This window comes from Bradyrhizobium sp. HKCCYLS3013, assembly GCF_051167615.1.
GTDB lineage: Bacteria > Pseudomonadota > Alphaproteobacteria > Rhizobiales > Xanthobacteraceae > Bradyrhizobium.
In genome coordinates, this window is the sequence record NZ_JBNPTK010000011.1 from 248295 (window position 1) to 266633 (window position 18339).

20 protein-coding genes are annotated in these 18339 nt (G+C 65.9%); 12 read left to right on the forward strand and 8 right to left on the reverse strand.

Going from position 1 to position 18339, the window contains the following annotated elements:
• Positions 1 to 161 precede the first annotated feature (161 nt).
• Entirely contained in the window at positions 162 to 695 is a 534-nt protein-coding gene (locus ACQR1F_RS21015; protein WP_434913760.1) for a GNAT family N-acetyltransferase, read from the reverse strand.
• Between the two features lie 105 nt (positions 696 to 800).
• Between ACQR1F_RS21015 and ACQR1F_RS21020 the strand changes: the two genes are divergently transcribed.
• The 9 genes from ACQR1F_RS21020 to ACQR1F_RS21060 all read left to right on the forward strand — a co-directional run bounded on the left by ACQR1F_RS21020 (position 801) and on the right by ACQR1F_RS21060 (position 7657).
• A complete protein-coding gene (locus ACQR1F_RS21020) occupies positions 801 to 1400 on the forward strand; it encodes a superoxide dismutase (RefSeq protein ID WP_434913761.1) in 600 nt (199 codons plus the stop codon).
• A gap of 173 nt (positions 1401 to 1573) precedes the next feature.
• Positions 1574 to 1963 (forward strand): fluoride efflux transporter CrcB, encoded by a 390-nt coding sequence (gene crcB, locus ACQR1F_RS21025; RefSeq protein ID WP_434913762.1) that lies wholly within the window; start codon positions 1574 to 1576, stop codon positions 1961 to 1963.
• Between the two features lie 412 nt (positions 1964 to 2375).
• On the forward strand, positions 2376 to 2600 hold the full coding sequence (locus ACQR1F_RS21030) for a hypothetical protein (RefSeq protein WP_434913763.1): 225 nt from the start codon (positions 2376 to 2378) through the stop codon (positions 2598 to 2600).
• On the forward strand, positions 2600 to 3361 hold the full coding sequence (locus ACQR1F_RS21035; RefSeq protein ID WP_434913764.1) for a metal ABC transporter ATP-binding protein: 762 nt from the start codon (positions 2600 to 2602) through the stop codon (positions 3359 to 3361). The genes ACQR1F_RS21030 and ACQR1F_RS21035 overlap by 1 nt, the downstream gene beginning before the upstream one ends.
• Entirely contained in the window at positions 3358 to 4230 is an 873-nt protein-coding gene (locus ACQR1F_RS21040) for a metal ABC transporter permease (protein ID WP_409997905.1), read from the forward strand. The genes ACQR1F_RS21035 and ACQR1F_RS21040 overlap by 4 nt, the downstream gene beginning before the upstream one ends.
• An 11-nt stretch (positions 4231 to 4241) precedes the next feature.
• Positions 4242 to 5111 carry a metal ABC transporter substrate-binding protein gene (locus tag ACQR1F_RS21045; RefSeq protein ID WP_434913765.1) on the forward strand — a complete coding sequence of 290 codons (870 nt, stop codon included), beginning with the start codon at positions 4242 to 4244 and terminating at the stop codon, positions 5109 to 5111.
• A gap of 69 nt (positions 5112 to 5180) precedes the next feature.
• The gene (locus ACQR1F_RS21050; RefSeq protein ID WP_434913766.1) at positions 5181 to 6224 is read left to right on the forward strand and encodes a CobW family GTP-binding protein; all 1044 of its coding nucleotides are present in this window, start codon (positions 5181 to 5183) and stop codon (positions 6222 to 6224) included.
• Entirely contained in the window at positions 6224 to 7243 is a 1020-nt protein-coding gene (locus ACQR1F_RS21055) for a WD40 repeat domain-containing protein (RefSeq protein ID WP_316217195.1), read from the forward strand. Before ACQR1F_RS21050 ends, ACQR1F_RS21055 begins: the two co-directional genes overlap by 1 nt.
• A 105-nt stretch (positions 7244 to 7348) precedes the next feature.
• Positions 7349 to 7657 carry a hypothetical protein gene (locus tag ACQR1F_RS21060; protein ID WP_434887871.1) on the forward strand — a complete coding sequence of 103 codons (309 nt, stop codon included), beginning with the start codon at positions 7349 to 7351 and terminating at the stop codon, positions 7655 to 7657.
• A gap of 303 nt (positions 7658 to 7960) precedes the next feature.
• Here the strand turns inward: ACQR1F_RS21060 and ACQR1F_RS21065 are convergent, their stop codons facing one another.
• The 6 genes from ACQR1F_RS21065 to ACQR1F_RS21090 all read right to left on the reverse strand — a co-directional run bounded on the left by ACQR1F_RS21065 (position 7961) and on the right by ACQR1F_RS21090 (position 12939).
• Positions 7961 to 9385: a homospermidine synthase gene (locus ACQR1F_RS21065; protein ID WP_434913767.1), complete on the reverse strand. Its 1425-nt coding sequence runs from the start codon at positions 9383 to 9385 to the stop codon at positions 7961 to 7963.
• Between the two features lie 73 nt (positions 9386 to 9458).
• The gene (locus ACQR1F_RS21070) at positions 9459 to 9848 is read right to left on the reverse strand and encodes a RidA family protein (RefSeq protein WP_434913768.1); all 390 of its coding nucleotides are present in this window, start codon (positions 9846 to 9848) and stop codon (positions 9459 to 9461) included.
• A gap of 96 nt (positions 9849 to 9944) precedes the next feature.
• Complete coding sequence (locus ACQR1F_RS21075; RefSeq protein ID WP_434889563.1) at positions 9945 to 10106, reverse strand: hypothetical protein; 162 nt, start codon at positions 10104 to 10106, stop codon at positions 9945 to 9947.
• Positions 10094 to 10684, reverse strand: a complete 591-nt coding sequence (locus tag ACQR1F_RS21080; RefSeq protein WP_434889562.1) for a GNAT family N-acetyltransferase — start codon at positions 10682 to 10684, stop codon at positions 10094 to 10096. Before ACQR1F_RS21080 ends, ACQR1F_RS21075 begins: the two co-directional genes overlap by 13 nt.
• A gap of 177 nt (positions 10685 to 10861) precedes the next feature.
• Positions 10862 to 12004, reverse strand: coding sequence for a type III PLP-dependent enzyme (locus ACQR1F_RS21085; RefSeq protein ID WP_315716540.1), 1143 nt, complete (start codon positions 12002 to 12004; stop codon positions 10862 to 10864).
• A gap of 674 nt (positions 12005 to 12678) precedes the next feature.
• Complete coding sequence (locus tag ACQR1F_RS21090; RefSeq protein WP_315801799.1) at positions 12679 to 12939, reverse strand: hypothetical protein; 261 nt, start codon at positions 12937 to 12939, stop codon at positions 12679 to 12681.
• A gap of 131 nt (positions 12940 to 13070) precedes the next feature.
• Here ACQR1F_RS21090 and ACQR1F_RS21095 point away from each other — a divergent pair, with 131 nt between their 5' ends.
• From ACQR1F_RS21095 to ACQR1F_RS21105, 3 genes are read left to right on the forward strand one after another with little or no spacing between them, the layout of a single operon-like run.
• Entirely contained in the window at positions 13071 to 15152 is a 2082-nt protein-coding gene (locus ACQR1F_RS21095; protein WP_434913769.1) for a M3 family metallopeptidase, read from the forward strand.
• Positions 15153 to 15162: 10 nt separating this feature from the next.
• Positions 15163 to 15798, forward strand: a complete 636-nt coding sequence (locus tag ACQR1F_RS21100; protein WP_316179634.1) for a DUF1007 family protein — start codon at positions 15163 to 15165, stop codon at positions 15796 to 15798.
• On the forward strand, positions 15795 to 17003 hold the full coding sequence (locus ACQR1F_RS21105; RefSeq protein ID WP_434913770.1) for a nickel/cobalt transporter: 1209 nt from the start codon (positions 15795 to 15797) through the stop codon (positions 17001 to 17003). The genes ACQR1F_RS21100 and ACQR1F_RS21105 overlap by 4 nt, the downstream gene beginning before the upstream one ends.
• Before the next feature lie 652 nt (positions 17004 to 17655).
• Here the strand turns inward: ACQR1F_RS21105 and ACQR1F_RS21110 are convergent.
• On the reverse strand, positions 17656 to 18339 hold a 684-nt coding region (locus ACQR1F_RS21110; RefSeq protein WP_434896500.1), incomplete at its 5' end, for a transposase.

Consider the following 18339-nt stretch of genomic DNA (forward strand, 5'->3'; position numbering starts at 1 on the left):
GTCAAACGAATTGGGGCAGGCTCGCCGCATGCACTTCCCGTGCGGCCGCCCCTCACCCCGACCCTCTCCCCGTGAAGAACGGGGAGAGGGAGCGCACTGCCCGTGCCGCGCTGGTCGGGCTCAAGTGCCGACGGCGAGGCAATGCGCCAATTTGCGTAGCCTCACCACGGCAGGCCGCAGAGGTCGATGGTGCCGCGGGTCGGCGCGGTGCGTTTGACGTCGTGGACCAGCGCGGACAGCCGGTCGAAGCGGATGCGGCCCTGGTCGGGCTGCTCGGCGTAGACGTCGCCGTCGAACGGGATGAAGCCCCTCGCCGTGTAGAAGGGGATGCGATCCGCCGCGCAGAACAGCAGGGCGTAGTTGATCGAGTCCTCGTGCCGCAGGGTCTGGATCGCGGCGTTGAGTCCCACGGTGGCCAGGCCGCGATTGCGCACGTCCGCGCGCGTCAAAACGCCGCCGATGCCGGCGACATTGACGTTCTGGCCGTTCCACTTCACGAGTCGGCGATAGATGCCGACATGGCACAGCACCTCGCCGCTGTCGTCCTGCACCAGCACCCGCAGGTCGGCATGCGCAAATGTGATACCCGCCCACGGTAATCCGGCGACCACCTCCGGCGGCCAAACGGCCTCGTAAAGCGGCTTGACCAGCGGCCAGGCGGCGTCACCATTCAATACGTCGATCTCGATGCACATCAAAGCGGCTCGCTTTTTCCAAATTCACGGTGTTTTAGGGTGTCGGAACCTTCTATAAGAAGGTCCCGTTAAATCCCGTCTTCCACAAGTTGCGGAACCGCCCCCATGACCTTTACGCTTCCCCCCCTGCCTTACGCCTATGAGGCCCTCGGACCCTACATGTCCAAGGAGACGCTCGAGTACCATCACGACAAGCATCATCAGGCCTATGTGACCAACGGCAACAATGCGATCAAGGGGACCGAATTCGAAGGCAAGTCCCTCGAGGAGATCGTCAAGGGCTCGTTCGGCAAGAACCCCGCCGTGTTCAACAATGCCGGCCAGCATTTCAACCACATCCATTTCTGGTCCTGGATGAAGCCGAACGGCGGTGGCTCCAAGCTGCCCGGCCGGCTCGAGAAGAAGATCGACGAGGATCTCGGCGGCTTCGAGAAGTTCAAGGCCGACTTCGCCGCGGCCGGCGTCGGCCAGTTCGGCTCGGGCTGGTGCTGGCTCTCGGTCAAGAACGGCAAGCTGGAGATCTCCAAGACCCCGAACGGCGAGAACCCGCTGGTGCATGGCGCGACGCCGATCCTCGGCTGCGACGTCTGGGAGCACTCCTACTATATCGACTACCGCAACCGCCGTCCCGACTATCTGAAGGCGTTCGTCGAGAACCTCATCAACTGGGAATACGTCGAAGAGCTCTACAGCAAGGCGATCTGATCGCTGACGCAAGCAAGTGACCAGGGCGGCGGCTTCGGCTCGCCGCCCTTTTTTTGTGACCAGCCGCGATCAGGACGATCCTTGCAAGGGACCAGACGTTTCGGCAGAGATTTTTCAGGTGATGCCGGGCGGGCAGGGGTCTGCTGCGGGCGCAGTCTGCGAGGTGAGGTTCCGTGAATCAGTTGTTAGGCTATCTGCTCGTTTTCGTCGGTGGCGGCTCCGGGGCTGCGCTGCGCCACGCCGTCAACATGGCGAGCAGCAAGGCGTTCGGTACCGGCTTTCCCTACGGCACCTTCATCATCAACATCACCGGCTCGACCGTGATGGGCCTGATCGCCGGCTATTTCACCTTCCGGAGCGGCGGCAGCCATCAATGGTGGCGGCTGGTGCTGATGACCGGCATCCTGGGCGGCTACACCACGTTCTCCGCCTTCTCGCTCGACACCGCGCTGCTCTACGAGCGCGGCGCGGTTGGCCTGGCGGTGCTCTACGTGGTGGGCTCGGTCGGCATCTCCATCGCCGGCCTGTTCGCCGGCCTGGCCTTGATGCGGGCATTGAGCTGAGGGCGATAGCTCGGATGCTTGCCGCACCGACGGTGCGCTCCCTCTCCCCGTTCTTACGGGGAGAGGGTTGGGGTGAGGGGCAGCGGCACGGGTGGTGCCAGTGAAAAGCCTTCCTCACTCGCGCACGGACTTGCCTGAACCGCGTGATTAAGGACGTCGCTTCGAGAACAAAGCTGACGTGCAGCGCCAGAAGAAATCAGTGAGAGCTGCGGCTCTCGCTACCTAGCACCACCCGTGCCGCTGCCCCTCACCCCCGCCCTCTCCCCGTGAAGGACGGGGAGAGGGAGTGCACCGGCGTTGCGGCTCGAGCTCGCCTTGCCCCTTGGCGGCGGGTGGGACCACCACCGTCCCAGCTGGAACGTCCCCCGTCGCGATAGACAGGGGTGATGTTATAATGTAACATTATGACGAAATGACCCAGTCCGCCCTCCATAGCCATGCGCATGATGGCCACGTGCACGGCCATAGCCACGCGCATGGCGCTCACGGCCATGCCCACAGCCACGGCCCGGCGGCGCCGCATCCGGCGCAGCCCGCGCCGTGGTCGATCCTGCGCATGCCGGTGACGACGCGGCTCGGCGCGGCGCTGGCGGCGAGCGCCCTGCTCTGGCTGATCGTCTGGCTGGCGATGCGGTGATGATGGCGATGGCACAACTGCAATTCCGCGACGTCACCCTGGGCTATGACCGCCACCCGGCCGTGCATCATCTCTCCGGCGAGGTGCCGGAGGGCGCGCTGCTGGCCGTGATCGGTCCCAACGGCGCCGGCAAATCGACCTTGTTCCGCGGCATCGTCGGCCTGTTGAAGCCGCTCGCCGGCACCATCACGGCCGCCGGCCTCAAGCCGCGCGAGATCGCCTATCTGCCGCAGATCGCCGATATCGACCGCTCTTTCCCGATCTCGGTGTTCGATTTCGTCAGCACCGGACTGTGGCGCAGCACCGGCATGTTCGGCGGCATCGGCGCGGCCGCGCGCGAGAAGATCGCCCGTGCCATCGCCGCCGTCGGCCTCACCGGCTTCGAGGGCCGCGGCATCGGCACGCTGTCGGGCGGCCAGATGCAGCGCATGCTGTTCGCGCGCGTGCTGCTGCAGGATGCCCGCGTGATCGTGCTCGACGAGCCGTTCAACGCGATGGATTCCAAGACCTCGGCCGACCTTCTGCAACTGATCGAGCACTGGCATGGCGAGCGGCGCACCGTGCTGGCGGCGCTGCACGACATGGACATGGTGCGCGCGCATTTCCCGCAGACCCTGCTGCTGGCGCGCGAGGCCGTGGCCTGGGGACCGACGGCGGAGGTGCTGACAACGGACAATCTCGCGCAGGCGCGCCGGATGTGCGAGGCGTTCGACGATGCCGCCGCGCCCTGCGTGCCCGCGCCAGCCTCCAAGGCGGCATGATGCTGCGCGAGGTGCTGTTCGCTCCGTTCTCGGATTTCGAGTTCATGCGCCGCGCGCTCGCCGCGGTCATCGCGCTGTCGCTCGGCTCCGGGCCGATCGGCGTCTTCCTGATGCTCAGGCGCATGAGCCTGGTCGGCGACGCCATGGCGCATGCGATCCTGCCGGGAGCCGCGATCGGCTTCCTGCTGTCGGGGCTCAACCTGTTCGCGATGACGACCGGCGGGCTGATCGCAGGCTTCGCCGTGGCGCTGCTGTCGGGCCTGGTGTCGCGCTCGACCGGGCTGAAGGAGGACGCGTCGCTCGCGACCTTCTATCTGGCGTCGCTGGCGATCGGCGTCACCATCGTCTCGGTCAAGGGCACCAACATCGATCTGCTGCACGTGTTGTTCGGCAACATCCTGGCGATGGACGATCCGACCCTGCTGATGGTGGCCTTCAATGCCACGCTCACCTTGGTCGTGCTCGCCGTGATCTATCGCCCGCTGGTGGTCGAGAGCGTCGACCCGCTGTTCCTGCGCACCGTCAGCCGCGCCGGCGCGCCGGCGCACCTGATCTTCCTCGGCCTGATCGTGGTCAACCTCGTCAACGGCTTCCAGGCGCTCGGCACCTTGCTCGCGGTCGGACTGATGATCCTGCCGGCGGGCATCGCCCGGTTCTGGTCGCGCGACGTCACGCCGATGATCTGCATCGCGGTCGCCTCCGCGATCGTCTCCGGCTATGTCGGCCTGGTGCTGTCGTTCCAGACCCGCATTCCCTCGGGGCCAGCGATCATCCTGGTCGCGTCGCTCCTCTATCTTGGCTCGGTGCTGTTCGGACGCGTGGGCGGCGTGCTTCCGCAACTGTTTCCGGGACGTCACCTCGAAGCCTGAAGTCCATCCCCATGAAACGTTTGCTGTCCGTCCTCACTCTGCTGCTGTCGCTCGTCGCCCCCGCATCGGCCGAGACCCGGCTGAACGTCGTCACCAGCTTCTCGATCCTCGCCGACTTCGTCCGCCAGGTCGGCGGCGACAAGGTCAGTGTCGCCTCGCTGGTCGGGCCGGACAGCGACGTGCACGTCTACACGCCGACGCCGCATGATGCGAAGGACGTCGGCGCCGCGCGGCTCTTGATCGTCAACGGCCTCGGGCTGGAGGGCTGGCTGCCGCGGCTGCAGCAGGCCTCCGGCAGCAAGGCGCCGATCATCACGGCCACGCAGGGCATCACCCCGCGCAAGCGCGGCACGGATGCCGATCCGCATGCCTGGCAGTCGGTCGGCAATGCCAAGGTCTATGTGAAGAACATCCGCGATGCGCTGGTCGCGGCCGACCCCGCAGACGCGGAGATATTCAAGGCCAATGCGGAGCGCTATCTCGGCGAGCTCGATGCGCTCGACCGCGAGGTCCGCGCCGAGATCGACAAGATCCCGGCCGAGCGGCGCAAGGTGATCTCGACCCATGACGCCTTCGGCTATTTCGCCGATGCCTATGGCGTCGCCTTCATCGCCCCGCTCGGCGTCTCCACCGAGACCGAGCCCTCGGCCCGCGACGTCGCCGAGATCATCCGCCAGGTGAAAAAAACAGGGATTCCGGCCGTCTTCCTGGAGAATTTCAACGATGACCGGCTGGTCGGCCGGATCGCCGCCGAGACCGGCGCCAAGATCGGCGGTACGCTGTATTCCGACGCCCTGAGCGATGAAAAGGGCCCCGTTCCCACTTACATTGCCATGGTCAGGCACAATATAAGGGCCTTGACGAGCGCGCTGGTCCGTTAGGGTTTTCAAGCCCTCGCGGCCAGCGCTTTTGAGCCATTTTCGATGCGATCTGAGGTTTTCGGAGTGAGCATGTCCGACGCGAGCAAGACACCAGTGACGGTCCTGACCGGCTATCTCGGGGCGGGCAAGACCACGCTTCTGAACCGCATCCTCTCGGAAGACCACGGCAAGAAGTACGCCGTCATCGTCAACGAATTCGGCGAGATCGGCATCGACAACGATCTCATCGTCGGCGCCGATGAGGAAGTGTTCGAGATGAACAATGGCTGCATCTGCTGCACGGTGCGCGGCGACCTCGTGCGCATCATCTCCGGCCTGATGCGGCGCAAGGGCAAGTTCGACGCCATCATCGTCGAGACCACCGGGCTCGCCGACCCCGCGCCGGTGGCGCAGACCTTCTTCGTCGACGAGGACGTGCAGAAGAACGCCCGGCTCGATGCGGTGGTGACGGTGGCCGACGCGAAGTGGCTGTCGGACCGGCTCAAGGATGCGCCGGAGGCCAAGAACCAGATCGCCTTCGCCGACGTCATCGTGCTCAACAAGACCGATCTCGTCAGCAAGCCGGAGCTCGCCGAGGTCGAGGCGCGCATCCGCGCCATCAATCCTTACGCGAAGCTGCATCGCACCGAGCGCTGCCAGATCGCCATCGCCGACGTGCTGGAGCGCGGCGCGTTCGATCTCGATCGTATCCTGGAGATCGAGCCGCAATTCCTCGAAGCCGGCGACGACCACGATCATCACCATCATGATCACGACCACGGTCATGATCATCATCACCACCATCACGATCACGGCCTGAAGCACTATCACGACGAGGAGATGCAGTCGCTGTCGCTGCGCTCCGACAAGCCGCTCGATCCGTCGAAGTTCATGCCGTGGCTGCAGAACCTGGTGCAGACCGAGGGCGGCAAGATCCTGCGCTCCAAGGGCATCCTGGCGTTTCAGGACGATGACGACCGCTACGTCTTCCAGGGCGTGCACATGATGCTGGAAGGCGATCATCAGCGGAAGTGGAAGCCGGATGAGGCGCGCCAGAGCCGCGTCGTCTTCATCGGCCGCGAGTTGCCGGAAGACGCCATCCGCGAAGGCTTCGAACGCTGCATCGTGACCTGATGACGTCGTTCGACCAGGGCGGCGAGGCCGCATCCATCGTCTCCGTCACCGACAAGGTGAAGCAGGTCGCGCTCGGCATGGCCGTCACGGCCGTGCACTATCTCGGCGACCGCGCGGTCTTCGTCGGCACCGAGGAGAGCGTCGCGGTTGTCGACGCGGAGGGCGAGATCAGCAAGATCGAGGTATCAGGCGGCGGCATCCTGTCGGCGGTGTCGGACGGATCGCGCATCCTGTTCGGCGGTGATGACGGCAAGGTCTCCGCGCTCGACAAGGCCGGCAGCGTCAGCGTGCTCGCCACCGATCCGAAGCGGCGCTGGATCGACAACGTCGCGGTTCACCCCGATGGGGCGATCGCCTGGTCGGTCGGCAAGACCGCGTTCGTGCGCGCGCCGAAGGGCGAGGAGAAGTCGCTCGAGGTGCCCTCGACCGCGGGCGGACTGGCGTTCGCGCCGAAGGGCCTGCGGCTCGCGATCGCGCATTACAACGGCGCCACTCTGTGGTTTCCGAACATGGCGGGCGAGCCGGAATTCCTCGGCTGGGCCGGCTCGCATCACGCCGTCACCTTCAGCCCGGACAACAAGTTCCTGGTCACGGCGATGCACGAGCCGGCGCTGCATGGCTGGCGGCTGGCCGATTCCCGGCACATGCGCATGACCGGCTACCCGTCGCGGGTCAAGTCGATGTCGTGGGGCAGCGGCGGGCGCTTTCTCGCCACCTCCGGCGCCGACATGGTCATCCTCTGGCCGTTCGTCGGCAAGGACGGCCCGATGGGCAAGGAGCCGGCGATGCTGGCGCCGATGAAGGCCAAGGTCACCGCGGTCGCCTGCCATCCCAAGCAGGACATCCTGGCCTGCGGCTACGAGGACGGCACCGTGCTGATGGTGCGGATGCAGGATGGCGCCGAGATCCTGGTGCGGCGGAACGAGACACCGCCGGTCGTGGCGCTGGGCTGGAATGCCGCGGGAACGTGGCTCGCTTTCTCTGATGAAAGTGGCGAGGCGGGCCTGCTGCGGCTGTAACGGCGCGTTCCAGGGCGGGGATGGGGCGTTGGGGCGCAGGTCCCAATGGGAACCTCGCCCCCTTCCATTCGTTGTTCCGCACATCACATGATGCGGATGACAGCCATGGCCTCGATCAACAGCAAACGGACGTTGCGAAGGGACCTGTGGCTCGCAGGCGGCCTGCTCGGCCTTGGCGCACTGGTGGCGATCATCTCGCTGACCGAGATCAAGGCCAACCATCTCGACCAGATGGCCCAGGCGACGCCCGAACCGTCGGCGACGCCAGCCGAATCCAAGCCCGGCGGCACCCGCCCGACCACACCGGCGCCCGAGCCGGCGCGCCCCGATCCGGCTGCTCAGCAGGAAGGCGCCAAGCCGGCATTGCCGCCGGCTCCCGCCGAGAAGGTCGCGCCGCCGATGGAGAAGAAGTAGCTGGCCGCTGCGAGCTAAGTGCTCGATCATCCGCACTCTGCCTCAACATCGTCATGCCCGGGCTCGTCCCGGGCATCCACGTGTTTCCGGCGGCGCAGGCTTCGTGGATGGCCGGGTCAAGCCCGGCCATGACGGAGGAGTGAGCGGGGCGCGAACGCGGCGACAAATTCCGCCGTCGTCCCAGCGAACGCCGGGACCCATAACCCCAGGGAGTAGTTCGGGGCAGTCTATTAGGTCCACCTCCCGCCACATACCCGTCACGGAGTATGGGTCCCGGCTCGAGGCCGGGACGACGGCGAGGGCTTACCGCACCAGGATGTTGCGGAACTGCCAGGGATCGGACGTATCGATGTCCTCCGGGAACAGGCCGGGGCGATCGTTCAGCGGGGTCCAATCGGTGTAGTAGCCCTTGACCGGGCCGAGATACGGCGACTGGATTTCCAGGCAGCGGCGGAAGTCCATCTCGTCGGCCTCGACGATGCCGGCGGTTGGGTTTTCCAGCGCCCAGACCATGCCGGCGAGCACGGCCGAGGACACCTGCATGCCGGTGGCGTTCTGATAGGGCGCGATGCGGCGGGTCTCTTCGATCGACAGCTGCGAGCCGTACCAATAGGCGTTCTTGCCGTGGCCGTAGAGCAGCACGCCGAGCTCGTCGATGCCGTCGACGATCTCGTTCTCGTCGAGGATGTGCCACTTCTCCTGCATCTTGCCGGTGGCGCCGAAGATCTCGTGCAGCGACAGCACCGCGTCGTTGGCCGGGTGATAGGCGTAGTGGCAGGTCGGGCGGTACACCACCTTGTCGCCGTCGCGCACGGTGTAATAGTCGGCGATCGAGATCGACTCGTTGTGGGTCACCAGGAAGCCGTATTGCGCGCCCGGGGTCGGGCACCACGAGCGGACGCGGGTGTTGGCGCCGGGCTGCAGCAGGTAGATCGCAGCGCCGCAGCCCTCGGTGTGGCAGCGGCCGTTCTCTGGCATCCACTTCTCGTGCGTGCCCCAGCCGAGCTCGGCCGGCTGCAGACCCTCGGACACGAAGCCCTCGACCGACCAGGTGTTGACGAACACGTCCATCGGCTTCGGATTCTTTGATCGCTGGGTGTCGCGCTCGGCGATGTGGATGCCCTTGACGCCGAGCTTCTGCATCAGCTGCGCCCAGCCTTCGCGGCTCTTGGGCTCGACGATCTCGGTGTTGGTGTCCTTGGCGATGTTCAGCAGCGCCTGCTTGACGAACCAGGAGACCATGCCGGGATTGGCGCCGCAGGTCGAGACGGCGGTGGTGCCGCCGGGGCTCTTGCGGCGGGCAGCCAGCAGCGTCTCGCGCAGCGCGTAGTTGGAGCGCTGCTCGACACCCTTCTGCTTGTCGAAATAGAAGCCGAGCCACGGCTCGACAACGGTGTCGATATAGAGCGCACCGATCTCGCGGCACATCGTCATGATGTCGACCGAGGAGGTGTCGACCGAGAGATTGACGCAGAAGCCCTGGCCGCCGCCTTCGGTGAGCAGCGGCACCAGGAGCTCGCGGTAATTGTCGCGGGTCACGCCCTGCTGGATGAAGCGGACGCCGTGCTTCTTCGCCAGCGCGCCGTCGTCATGCGGATCGATGATGACGAACCGGCTCTTGTCGTAATCGAAATGGCGTTCGATCAGGGGCAGGGTGCCCTTGCCGATCGAGCCGAAGCCGATCATCACGATGGGGCCGGTGATCTTCGCGTGGATCTGCGAGCTCATGAATGGTTCTCCGCGAAAGGTGCGTGGGATGGATGGACTCAGGCGGCGCGCGCCTTCAGATGCCTCGCCGCGTTTAGGTGCCGCGGCGCTTGGCGGTGACCTCGATCTCGACCTTCATCTCCGGCTTCAGCAGCGCCGCGACGACGACCATCGTGGCGGCGGGGCGGATGTCGCCGAGGACCTCGCCGCAGACCGCAAAATGCGCGTCGGCGTCGCTGACGTCGGTGAGGTAATAGGTCGCACGGACGATGTCGGCCATCTCGAAGCCGCCCTCCTGCAGGGCGGCCGCGATGGTCTTGAAGCAGTTGCGTGACTGGCTCGTGACATCGGCCGGCATCGTCATGGTGTTGTAGTCGTAGCCGGTGGTGCCGGCGACGAAGGCGAAGTCGCCATCGATGACGGCGCGGCTGTAGCCGGCGGTCTTCTCGAACGGTGATCCGGTAGAGATCAGGCGGCGGGACATGGCGGGCCTCGTGGCGGGATTTTCGGGGGTTAAAGAGCTTTTGCTGCACCTGCGCAACCCCTCGCGGGGCTGCTGCGGCGCCCGTTGCCGGAATGCCTAACGCAGGCGCGTGACGTCGGGTCCGGCAGACGGGCCGCTGCTCCAGCGCCGAACCACGATGTCGCGGACGATCATGATGCCGAGCAGGATCAGCACCAGCGTCGGCAGCCAGGTCCGCCGCGGCGGCTGCGCCGCCGCCTTGGTCCTCACGCCGCGCATGGCAGCGGCCGCTCCTTGCGGCGGCGGGCCTTGCGCTGGGCAGAGCCGGTGGCGACGATCATACCCGATGCGCCGTCCAGCGCGCCGTCGACCAGCTCGAGGCCGAGCAGGCGGGCGCGCTCGAACGCGCCGGGCAACTCGAGCGCGGCCGCCTTGGCCGCATCGAAGCCGAAGCGGGCGTAGTAGGGCGCATCGCCGAGCAGCACCACGGCGCCATGGCCGCGCGACGCCGCGATCATCAGCGCGGCATTCATCAGCGCCGCACCGACGCCGAGGCTGCGCGCCTCGGCGGCGACCGCCAGCGGGCCGAGCATCAGCGCGTCGCGTCCGCCGGCGCTGACGTGCCACAGCCGCAGCGTTCCCACGAGGACGCCGCCGCGCGTCGCCGACAAGGCGAGGCCTGCGGCGGGCGCGCGTCCGTCGCGCAGGCGCTGGCAGGTGCGCTCATGGCGATTGTCGCCAAAGCAGGCATCGAGCAGCGTCTCGCGCGCCGGGACGTCGGAGGCACGCTCGGCACGGATCACGAACGGAGCGGCAGTCCGAAGCGGCGTGGTCGAAGGGATGCGAAAAGCGGTCATGGCACGTCAGTCCCCGGCCTGCGCGGCGGACCTTGGGCTCGCGCGCAAACACGTGATGTCAGGTTGAAGATGACGGTGGATCGCTCCCTCCCCCGCTTGCGGGGGAGGGTCGGGGTGGGGGCAGCCCCACCCGAGGCTCTTGCCCATCTCACCCGCGCAGGGGCGAGGGCAGCCAGATCAGATGTGATAGGTCTTCAGCGGGGGGATGCCGTTGAAGGCCACCGACGCGTAGGTCGAGGTATACGCCCCGGTCCCCTCGATCAGCACCTTGTCGCCGATCGAGAGCGTCACCGGCAGCGGATACGGCAGCTTCTCGTACATCACGTCAGCCGAATCGCAGGTCGGGCCGGCGAGCACGCACGGGGTCATCTCCGCGCCCTCATGCGGCGTGCGGATGGCGTAGCGGATCGACTCGTCCATCGTCTCGGCGAGACCGCCGAACTTGCCGATGTCGAGATAGACCCAGCGCAGCTCGTCCTCGTCGCTCTTCTTCGAGATCAGCACCACTTCCGACTCGATGATCCCGGCATTGCCGACCATGCCGCGGCCCGGCTCGATGATCGTCTCCGGGATCTGGTTGCCGAAATGCTTGCGCAGCGCGCGGAAGATCGAGCGGCCGTACTGCACGACCGGCGGCACGTCCTTCAGGTACTTGGTCGGGAAGCCCCCGCCCATGTTGACCATGGTCAGGTTGATGCCGCGCTCGGCGCAGTCACGGAACACCGTCGAGGCCATCGCCAGCGCGCGGTCCCACGCCTTCACCTTGCGCTGCTGCGAGCCGACATGGAACGAGATGCCGCACGGCTCCAGGCCCAGGCGCTTCGCCAGGTCCAGCACTTCGACCGCCATCTCGGGATCACAGCCGAACTTGCGCGACAGCGGCCACTCGGCGCCGGCGCAATCGTACAGGATGCGGCAGAACACCTTCGCGCCCGGCGCTGCGCGCGCGATCTTCTCGACCTCGGCCGCGCAGTCGACGGCGAAGAGGCGGATGCCGAGCGCATAGGCGCGCGCGATGTCCCGCTCCTTCTTGATGGTGTTGCCATAGGAGATGCGGTCCGGCGTCGCGCCGGCGGCCAGCGCCATCTCGATCTCGGCGACGGTCGCCGTGTCGAAGGAGGAGCCGAGCGAGGCGAGCAGCGACAGCACTTCCGGCGCCGGGTTGGCCTTGACCGCGTAGAACACGCGGCTGTCCGGCAACGCCCGAGCGAAGCTCATGTAGTTGTCGCGCACGATCTCGAGGTCGACGACGAGACAGGGCTCGTGGTCCAGACCTTCCTCGCGGCGGTTGCGCAGGAATTCCCGGATACGTTCGGTCATAGCACCCTCCAAACGGCCCCAGCGACGAGACCCGTTCAAAATGATCCCGACACGGGTGCCTTGGCGTTGCCGCCCGATGGAAAGGCGACAAAACCTCGAACCCGTAGCCGAATTGTGCTGCCGTGGATTGGTTGGGAATTTCCCGCCCGCACACCTGGCAATGAAGGACAAGCCTTTTCAGTAGCCCGCGCCGGCTTTGGACTGCCGGTAGAGACCAAAAAAGCCCGATCCGTCGTTGCTTTAAGTCGCGTCCCCCGTTGAGAGCGGGGTGCGCCGGTTCGCCTCCGGCTGCCAGTCACGGTTGCAAAAGATGGGGTGACCTTCAGCGGCATCTCTTGAGAGAGATGCTGGGCTCTGGAGCATGACGATCTCGATCATGGTGATCTTGACCGCAACGATCCGAGGGCCCCTCGGTTCCTCATCCCTTGGCGGCTGTCCGGCCTCTTGTCCGGATACCTACCGACTGACACACGACCACAGGCACGTGCGAAATTGGGCAGAAGCGGAAATAAGCGTTTTGAATTTCGTTCGCAAGGCATTTTTGGACGCGGGGAAAGATTTCCCTCATCTGTGCTTGCGCGACACACAGAGCGGCGTCGATGTCTGAACGAACGTTAAGCGAGCTTAAACTTTCGTAACGCGTTCACGCTTGCAGGACAGTGTTTTTGTGCTGTTCACGCGCGCCTGGTGAAAGGCTCGATGCGCTGCGCGCCGCGGATGAAGCCGATCATCACGAACACGCCGATCGCGAACAGCACGGCTTGAACGATGTGCGCGCCGCTATCGCCGAGCCCGAACAGAATCGCCAGCGCCCAGCCGCCGGCGAAGGCCGCACCGAACACTTCGGCACCGATCAGGATCGCCGCCGAGATGACGGTGATCACGGTCGGCCAAGCGATCTGGCGGCCGGCTTTGGAGGTGGTCTCTGCGTTCATGGTCCAGGTCCTGTTGCGGGCCGCAATCTCTCCGAAAAGGCCCGGCCCTTCAAGGGGAAATGACCCAAAAAGGGCCGGCTCCGTGATATGAGGGGCGCATCGAACTTCCGGGAGAGGACGGACCCCAGCCGATGTCAGACACCACCGCTGTGATCGACGCCCAGACCAACCCGCTGCTCGTGGCCTGGGAGACCCCCCACCAGACACCGCCCTTCGACGCGATCAGGCCCGAGCACTTCCTGCCGGCCTTCGAGCGCGCCTTCGCCGACCATTCCGCCGAAATCACCGCGATCACTCACGATCCGGCCGAGCCCGACTTCGCCAACACCATCACGGCGCTGGAGCGCTCGGGCAAGCTGCTGTCGAAGGTCGCGGCGGTGTTCTACGACTTGGTGTCGGCGCATTCGAACCCGGCGATTCTGGAGATCGACAAGGACGTGTCGCTGCGGATGGCGCGGCACTGGAACCCGATCATGATGAATGCCGTGCTGTTTGGCCGCATCGCGCTGCTCTATGACAACCGCAAGGACCTCAAGCTCACCGGTGAGGAGCAGCGGCTCCTGGAGCGCACCTACACCCGCTTCCGCCGTGCCGGCGCCGGCCTGTCCGATGACGACAAGGTGCGGATGGCCGAGATCAACGAGAAGCTCGCCCAGCTCGGCACCACCTTCAGCCACCACGTGCTCGGCGACGAGCAGGACTGGGTCCTCGAGCTCGGCGAGGACGACCGTGCCGGCCTGTCCGAGAGCTTCGTGGCTGCCGCCAAGGCTGCGGCGGAAGAGCGCGGCATGCCCGGCAAGGCGATCGTGACCCTGTCGCGCTCCTCGGTCGAGCCGTTCCTGCAGAGCTCCGCCCGCCGCGACCTCCGCGAGAAGGTGTTCAAGGCGTTCACCGCGCGCGGCGACAATGGCAATTCCAACGACAACAACGCCGTCATCGGCGAGATCCTGGCGTTGCGCGAGCAGGCCGCCAGGATCATGGGCTTTCCCAACTTCGCCGCCTATCGCCTCGAGGATTCCATGGCGAAGACGCCGGAGGCGGTGCGCGGCCTCTTGGAGCGGGTCTGGAAGCCGGCCCGCGCCAAGGCGCTGGCCGACCGCGACCAGTTGCAGGCGATGATCACGGCGGAGGGCGGCAACTTCAAGCTTGAGGCCTGGGATTGGCGTTACTATGCCGAGAAGCTGCGCCAGGCGAAGGCCAACTTCGACGACGCGGCGATCAAGCCGTATCTTTCGCTCGATAACATGATCGCGGCCGCCTTCGATTGCGCCACGCGGCTGTTCGGGATCACCTTCGCCGAGCGCAAGGACATCCCGGTCTGGCATCCGGACGTCCGGGTGTGGGAGATCAAGGCGGCCGATGGCAGCCACAAGGCGCTGTTCTATGGCGATTACTTTGCGCGCTCGTCGAAGCGCTCCGGCGCCTGGATGACCTCGCTGCGCGACCAGCAGAAGCTCGACGGCGACACCGCGCCCTTGATCATCAACGTCTGCAACTTCGCCAAGGGCGCGGACGGCCAGCCCTCGCTGCTGTCGCCGGACGATGCGCGCACGCTGTTCCACGAGTTCGGCCACGGCCTGCACGGTATCCTGTCCAACGTGACCTATCCGTCGCTGTCGGGCACTGCCGTGTTCACCGACTTCGTCGAGCTGCCGTCGCAGCTCTACGAGCACTGGCAGGAGCGCCCCGAGGTGCTGCAAACCTTCGCGCGTCACTACCAGACCGGCGAGCCGCTGCCGCAGGACCTGCTCGACCGCTTCCTGGCGGCGCGCCGCTTCAACCAGGGCTTTGCCACGGTCGAGTTCGTCTCCTCGGCGCTGATCGACCTCGAGTTCCACACCCAGCCGGCATCGGCTTCGAAGGATGTGCGCGCGTTCGAAAAGGCCGAGATGGAGAAGATCGGCATGCCGCCCGAGATCGCGCTGCGCCACCGGCCGACTCAATTCGGCCATATCTTCTCGGGAGACCACTATGCGGCGGGCTATTACAGCTACATGTGGTCGGAGGTGATGGATGCGGATGCCTTCGGCGCCTTCGAGGAAGCCGGCAACATCTTCGATCCCACCGTCGCCAAGCGGCTTCACGACAGCGTCTATTCCTCGGGCGGCTCGCTCGATCCGGAAGCGGCGTATGTCGCGTTCCGGGGCCGCGAGCCCGAGCCCGACGCGCTGCTCCGCCGACGTGGCCTGCTCGATGTCCCCGCGGCGGCTTGAGGTGAAGGGGATGGCGGTGGTTCGTTTCGTTCTCGGTGCGCTGATGCTCGTGCTCGGCGCGAGCGCGGCGAGCGCCCATCCGCATGTCTGGGTCACAGCGACCAGCGAGCTGCTCTACGCGGCCGACGGTTCGCTGACCGGCGTGCGGCACGCCTGGACCTTCGACGACATGTTCGCGACCTACGCACTGCAGGGCCTCGAGACCAAGCAGAAGGGCGTCTACACCCGCGAGGAGCTGGCGCCGCTGGCGCAGACCAATGCCGAGTCGCTGAAGGAATATGCCTATTTCACGTTCATCAAGTCCGACGGCCGCAAGCAGAAGCTCGAGGATCCCGTCGACTACTACCTCGAATACAAGGACACCAAGCTGACCTTGCACTTCACTCTGCCGCTGAAGGCGCCGGTGAAGCCCAGGGAGCTTCAGGTCGAGGTGTACGATCCCAGCTATTTCATCGATTTCCAGATGGCGGAGAAGGATCCCGTCAAGCTGGTCAGTGCTCCCGCGGGCTGCAAGTTCGGCCTGGTGAGACCGAGCGACGGCGGCTCCGTCGCGCAGACCATGAACGAACAGACATTCCTGAGCGGCGGGGCGAACGCCAATTTCGGAATGAATTTCGCCAACAAGATCTCAGTGGAATGTCCATGACACCTCGCCCCAGCTCCGCCCGTCCGCTCCTCACCTGCGCTGCGATCCTCGCAGCGCTTCTCGCCGCCGACGCCGCCTCGCATGCGCTGCTCGCCAAGCCGCCATTCGGCGCGCCGGCGGAGCCGCAGGTCGGCGGCATCGTCGGCTGGCTGCTCGCCAAGCAATCGGAGTTCTACCGGCAGATGTCGGGGGCGATCCGCTCGGCCAAGCAAGATGGCTCGGCGGTGTGGTGGCTGCTGGCGATCTCGTTCGCCTACGGCATCTTCCATGCGGCCGGTCCCGGCCACGGCAAGGCCGTGATCGCGTCCTATCTCGTCGCCAACCAGGAGACGGCAAAGCGCGGCATCGTGCTCTCGTTCGCCTCGGGCCTGATGCAGTCGCTGGTCGCGGTCGTCATCGTCGGCATCGGTGCCGTGCTGCTCAACGCCACGGCTGCGAACATGTGCAGCGCCGAGAAGGTGGTGGAGATTGCAAGCTACGGCCTGATCGCGCTGCTCGGCGCACGTCTGGTCTGGGTCAAGGGCGCGGCATTCCTGCGCACCTGGCAGCCGGCGGCGCCGGCACTGGCCTTGGCGGGCGCGCCTGCGGCGGCGGTGGCGCCGTCAGTGCATGATCATGGCCATGCGCATGATCATCAGCACCGCGCGCCTCATCATGATCATCACGGTCATGATCACCATCATGATCACCATCATGGTCACGACCACCACGGCCACGATCATCATCACCACGATCGTGCGGACGCCCATGCTGCGGCGGCGCATGGTCACGCTGCTCACGATCACGTCCACCACGATCACGTTCACGGCGATGATTGCGGTTGCGGCCATTCCCACGGACCCGCGCCGAGCGAGCTCGCCGGCCCCGGCGGCTGGCAGCGCGGCTTCCAGGCGATCTTCGCCGCGGGCATCCGCCCGTGCTCGGGCGCGATCCTGGTGCTGGTGTTCGCGCTGGCGCAGGGCCTGTTCTGGGCCGGCGTCGCTGCGACCTTCGTGATGGGCATGGGCACGGCGGTGACCGTGGCGACCATTGCGGTGCTCGCCGTCGCCGCCAAGGACGTCGCCCGCCGGCTCAGCGCCGGCCGCGAGGGCGGTGGCGCGCTGATCATGCGCGGCCTGGAATTCGGTGCCGCGGGTCTGGTGTTGCTGTTCGGCGCGGGGCTGCTGCTGGGCTACATGGCGGCGGAACGCACGACCTGTTTCTGAGCGGGGTGCGCTCAGCTACGACGCTCCTGCCCAACACGTCCGCCACGGCGTACTGGATATGCCCGCCTGCGCGGGCATGACGGCGGTGGGGAGCGAGATCGCGCAACACAATCAGTGTCGTCCCGGACAAGCCACGAGCGCGCCATAGCGCGATCGTGGCGCCGATCCGGGACCCATACGCCGCGGCGGTCATGTTGGGCGAAGTGCCAACCACGCGCCTGCCTCAAACCGCTCCCTGGGGATATGGGTCCCGGGTCAAGCCCGGGACGACAGTGGAGTGCGTGGCGATAGCGGGGCTCATTGTTGGTCCGCGTGGCATGGCAATCGCGCGGACCTAGAACCTATTCAATGTTGCAGCGAATTCGCTGTGCGATACAGCGCCCTCTCCCCTTGTGGGAGAGGGCATCGATGGCCGATCCGAGCATACGGTTGGGTGAGGGGTTTCTTTCGGCGATTCGCGCTCTTGGAGAGAGACCCCCATTGGCGCTAACTTACCAAATTAACGCTTGGTATTCTCGTTTTCTTGGCGGCTCTCGGAGATGGCGTTGAATGTTCCGCGCAGCGGCCCGCAACGTTTGCACGTCGGGTTTGGGGATGACGGCGTCGACGAGGGCCTCGACGATCAAGCGCAATAGGCGCCAGACGCCGTTCTTCACGCGGCCTCCCGGCGGGGAGAGTCACCGAGATGTTCCGCGATGAGCGGCTCGGTCAGCAGCGCCAGCAGAAGATGACAGAGGATGTGCGCTCTCGCGCTCCTGGGATCCTCGCCCGGTGGTCGCGCGAGGCCGATACTGCTCTTGAGATGCTTGAAGGCGATCTCGATGCGCCACCGCAATCGATAGAGGCTGCTGATTGCTGGAAGTGGATATTCATCGCGATCGAGCGAGGTGATGATGATGACCCATTCGGCCGCGACCAACGTCTCGGGCTGCAGCTTGCGGCCCATGTCTCGTGCCCGGCGCGTGATCTTTTCGATCGTGGCATCGCGCGCCTGCTTCGGCTTTCGGATCGCCACCAGACGTAATGCGATAGGCTCTTTCGCCGAAGCCTTGATCCAGACGGGCCGATCAACCAGTCCCTTGCCACGCGACTTTTTTAGCAGAGCAATGAGATCGAGACGGTTCGCGTCGGCGTCGAGCCAACGAGCGCCATTCCATTTGGCGCGCACTACGATATCAGCGCTTTCAGCAAGCACCTTGGCGACCCGATCGGGCTGCAGATAGGCACGATCGCCGACGCGAATTTCGCCCGGCACGACACCGGCGCGATCGATGACCTCGCCCTCGCTCTCATCCGTCAGTTCGAAGGCGGTAAAGCGTTCGCTCGCCAGATCGAA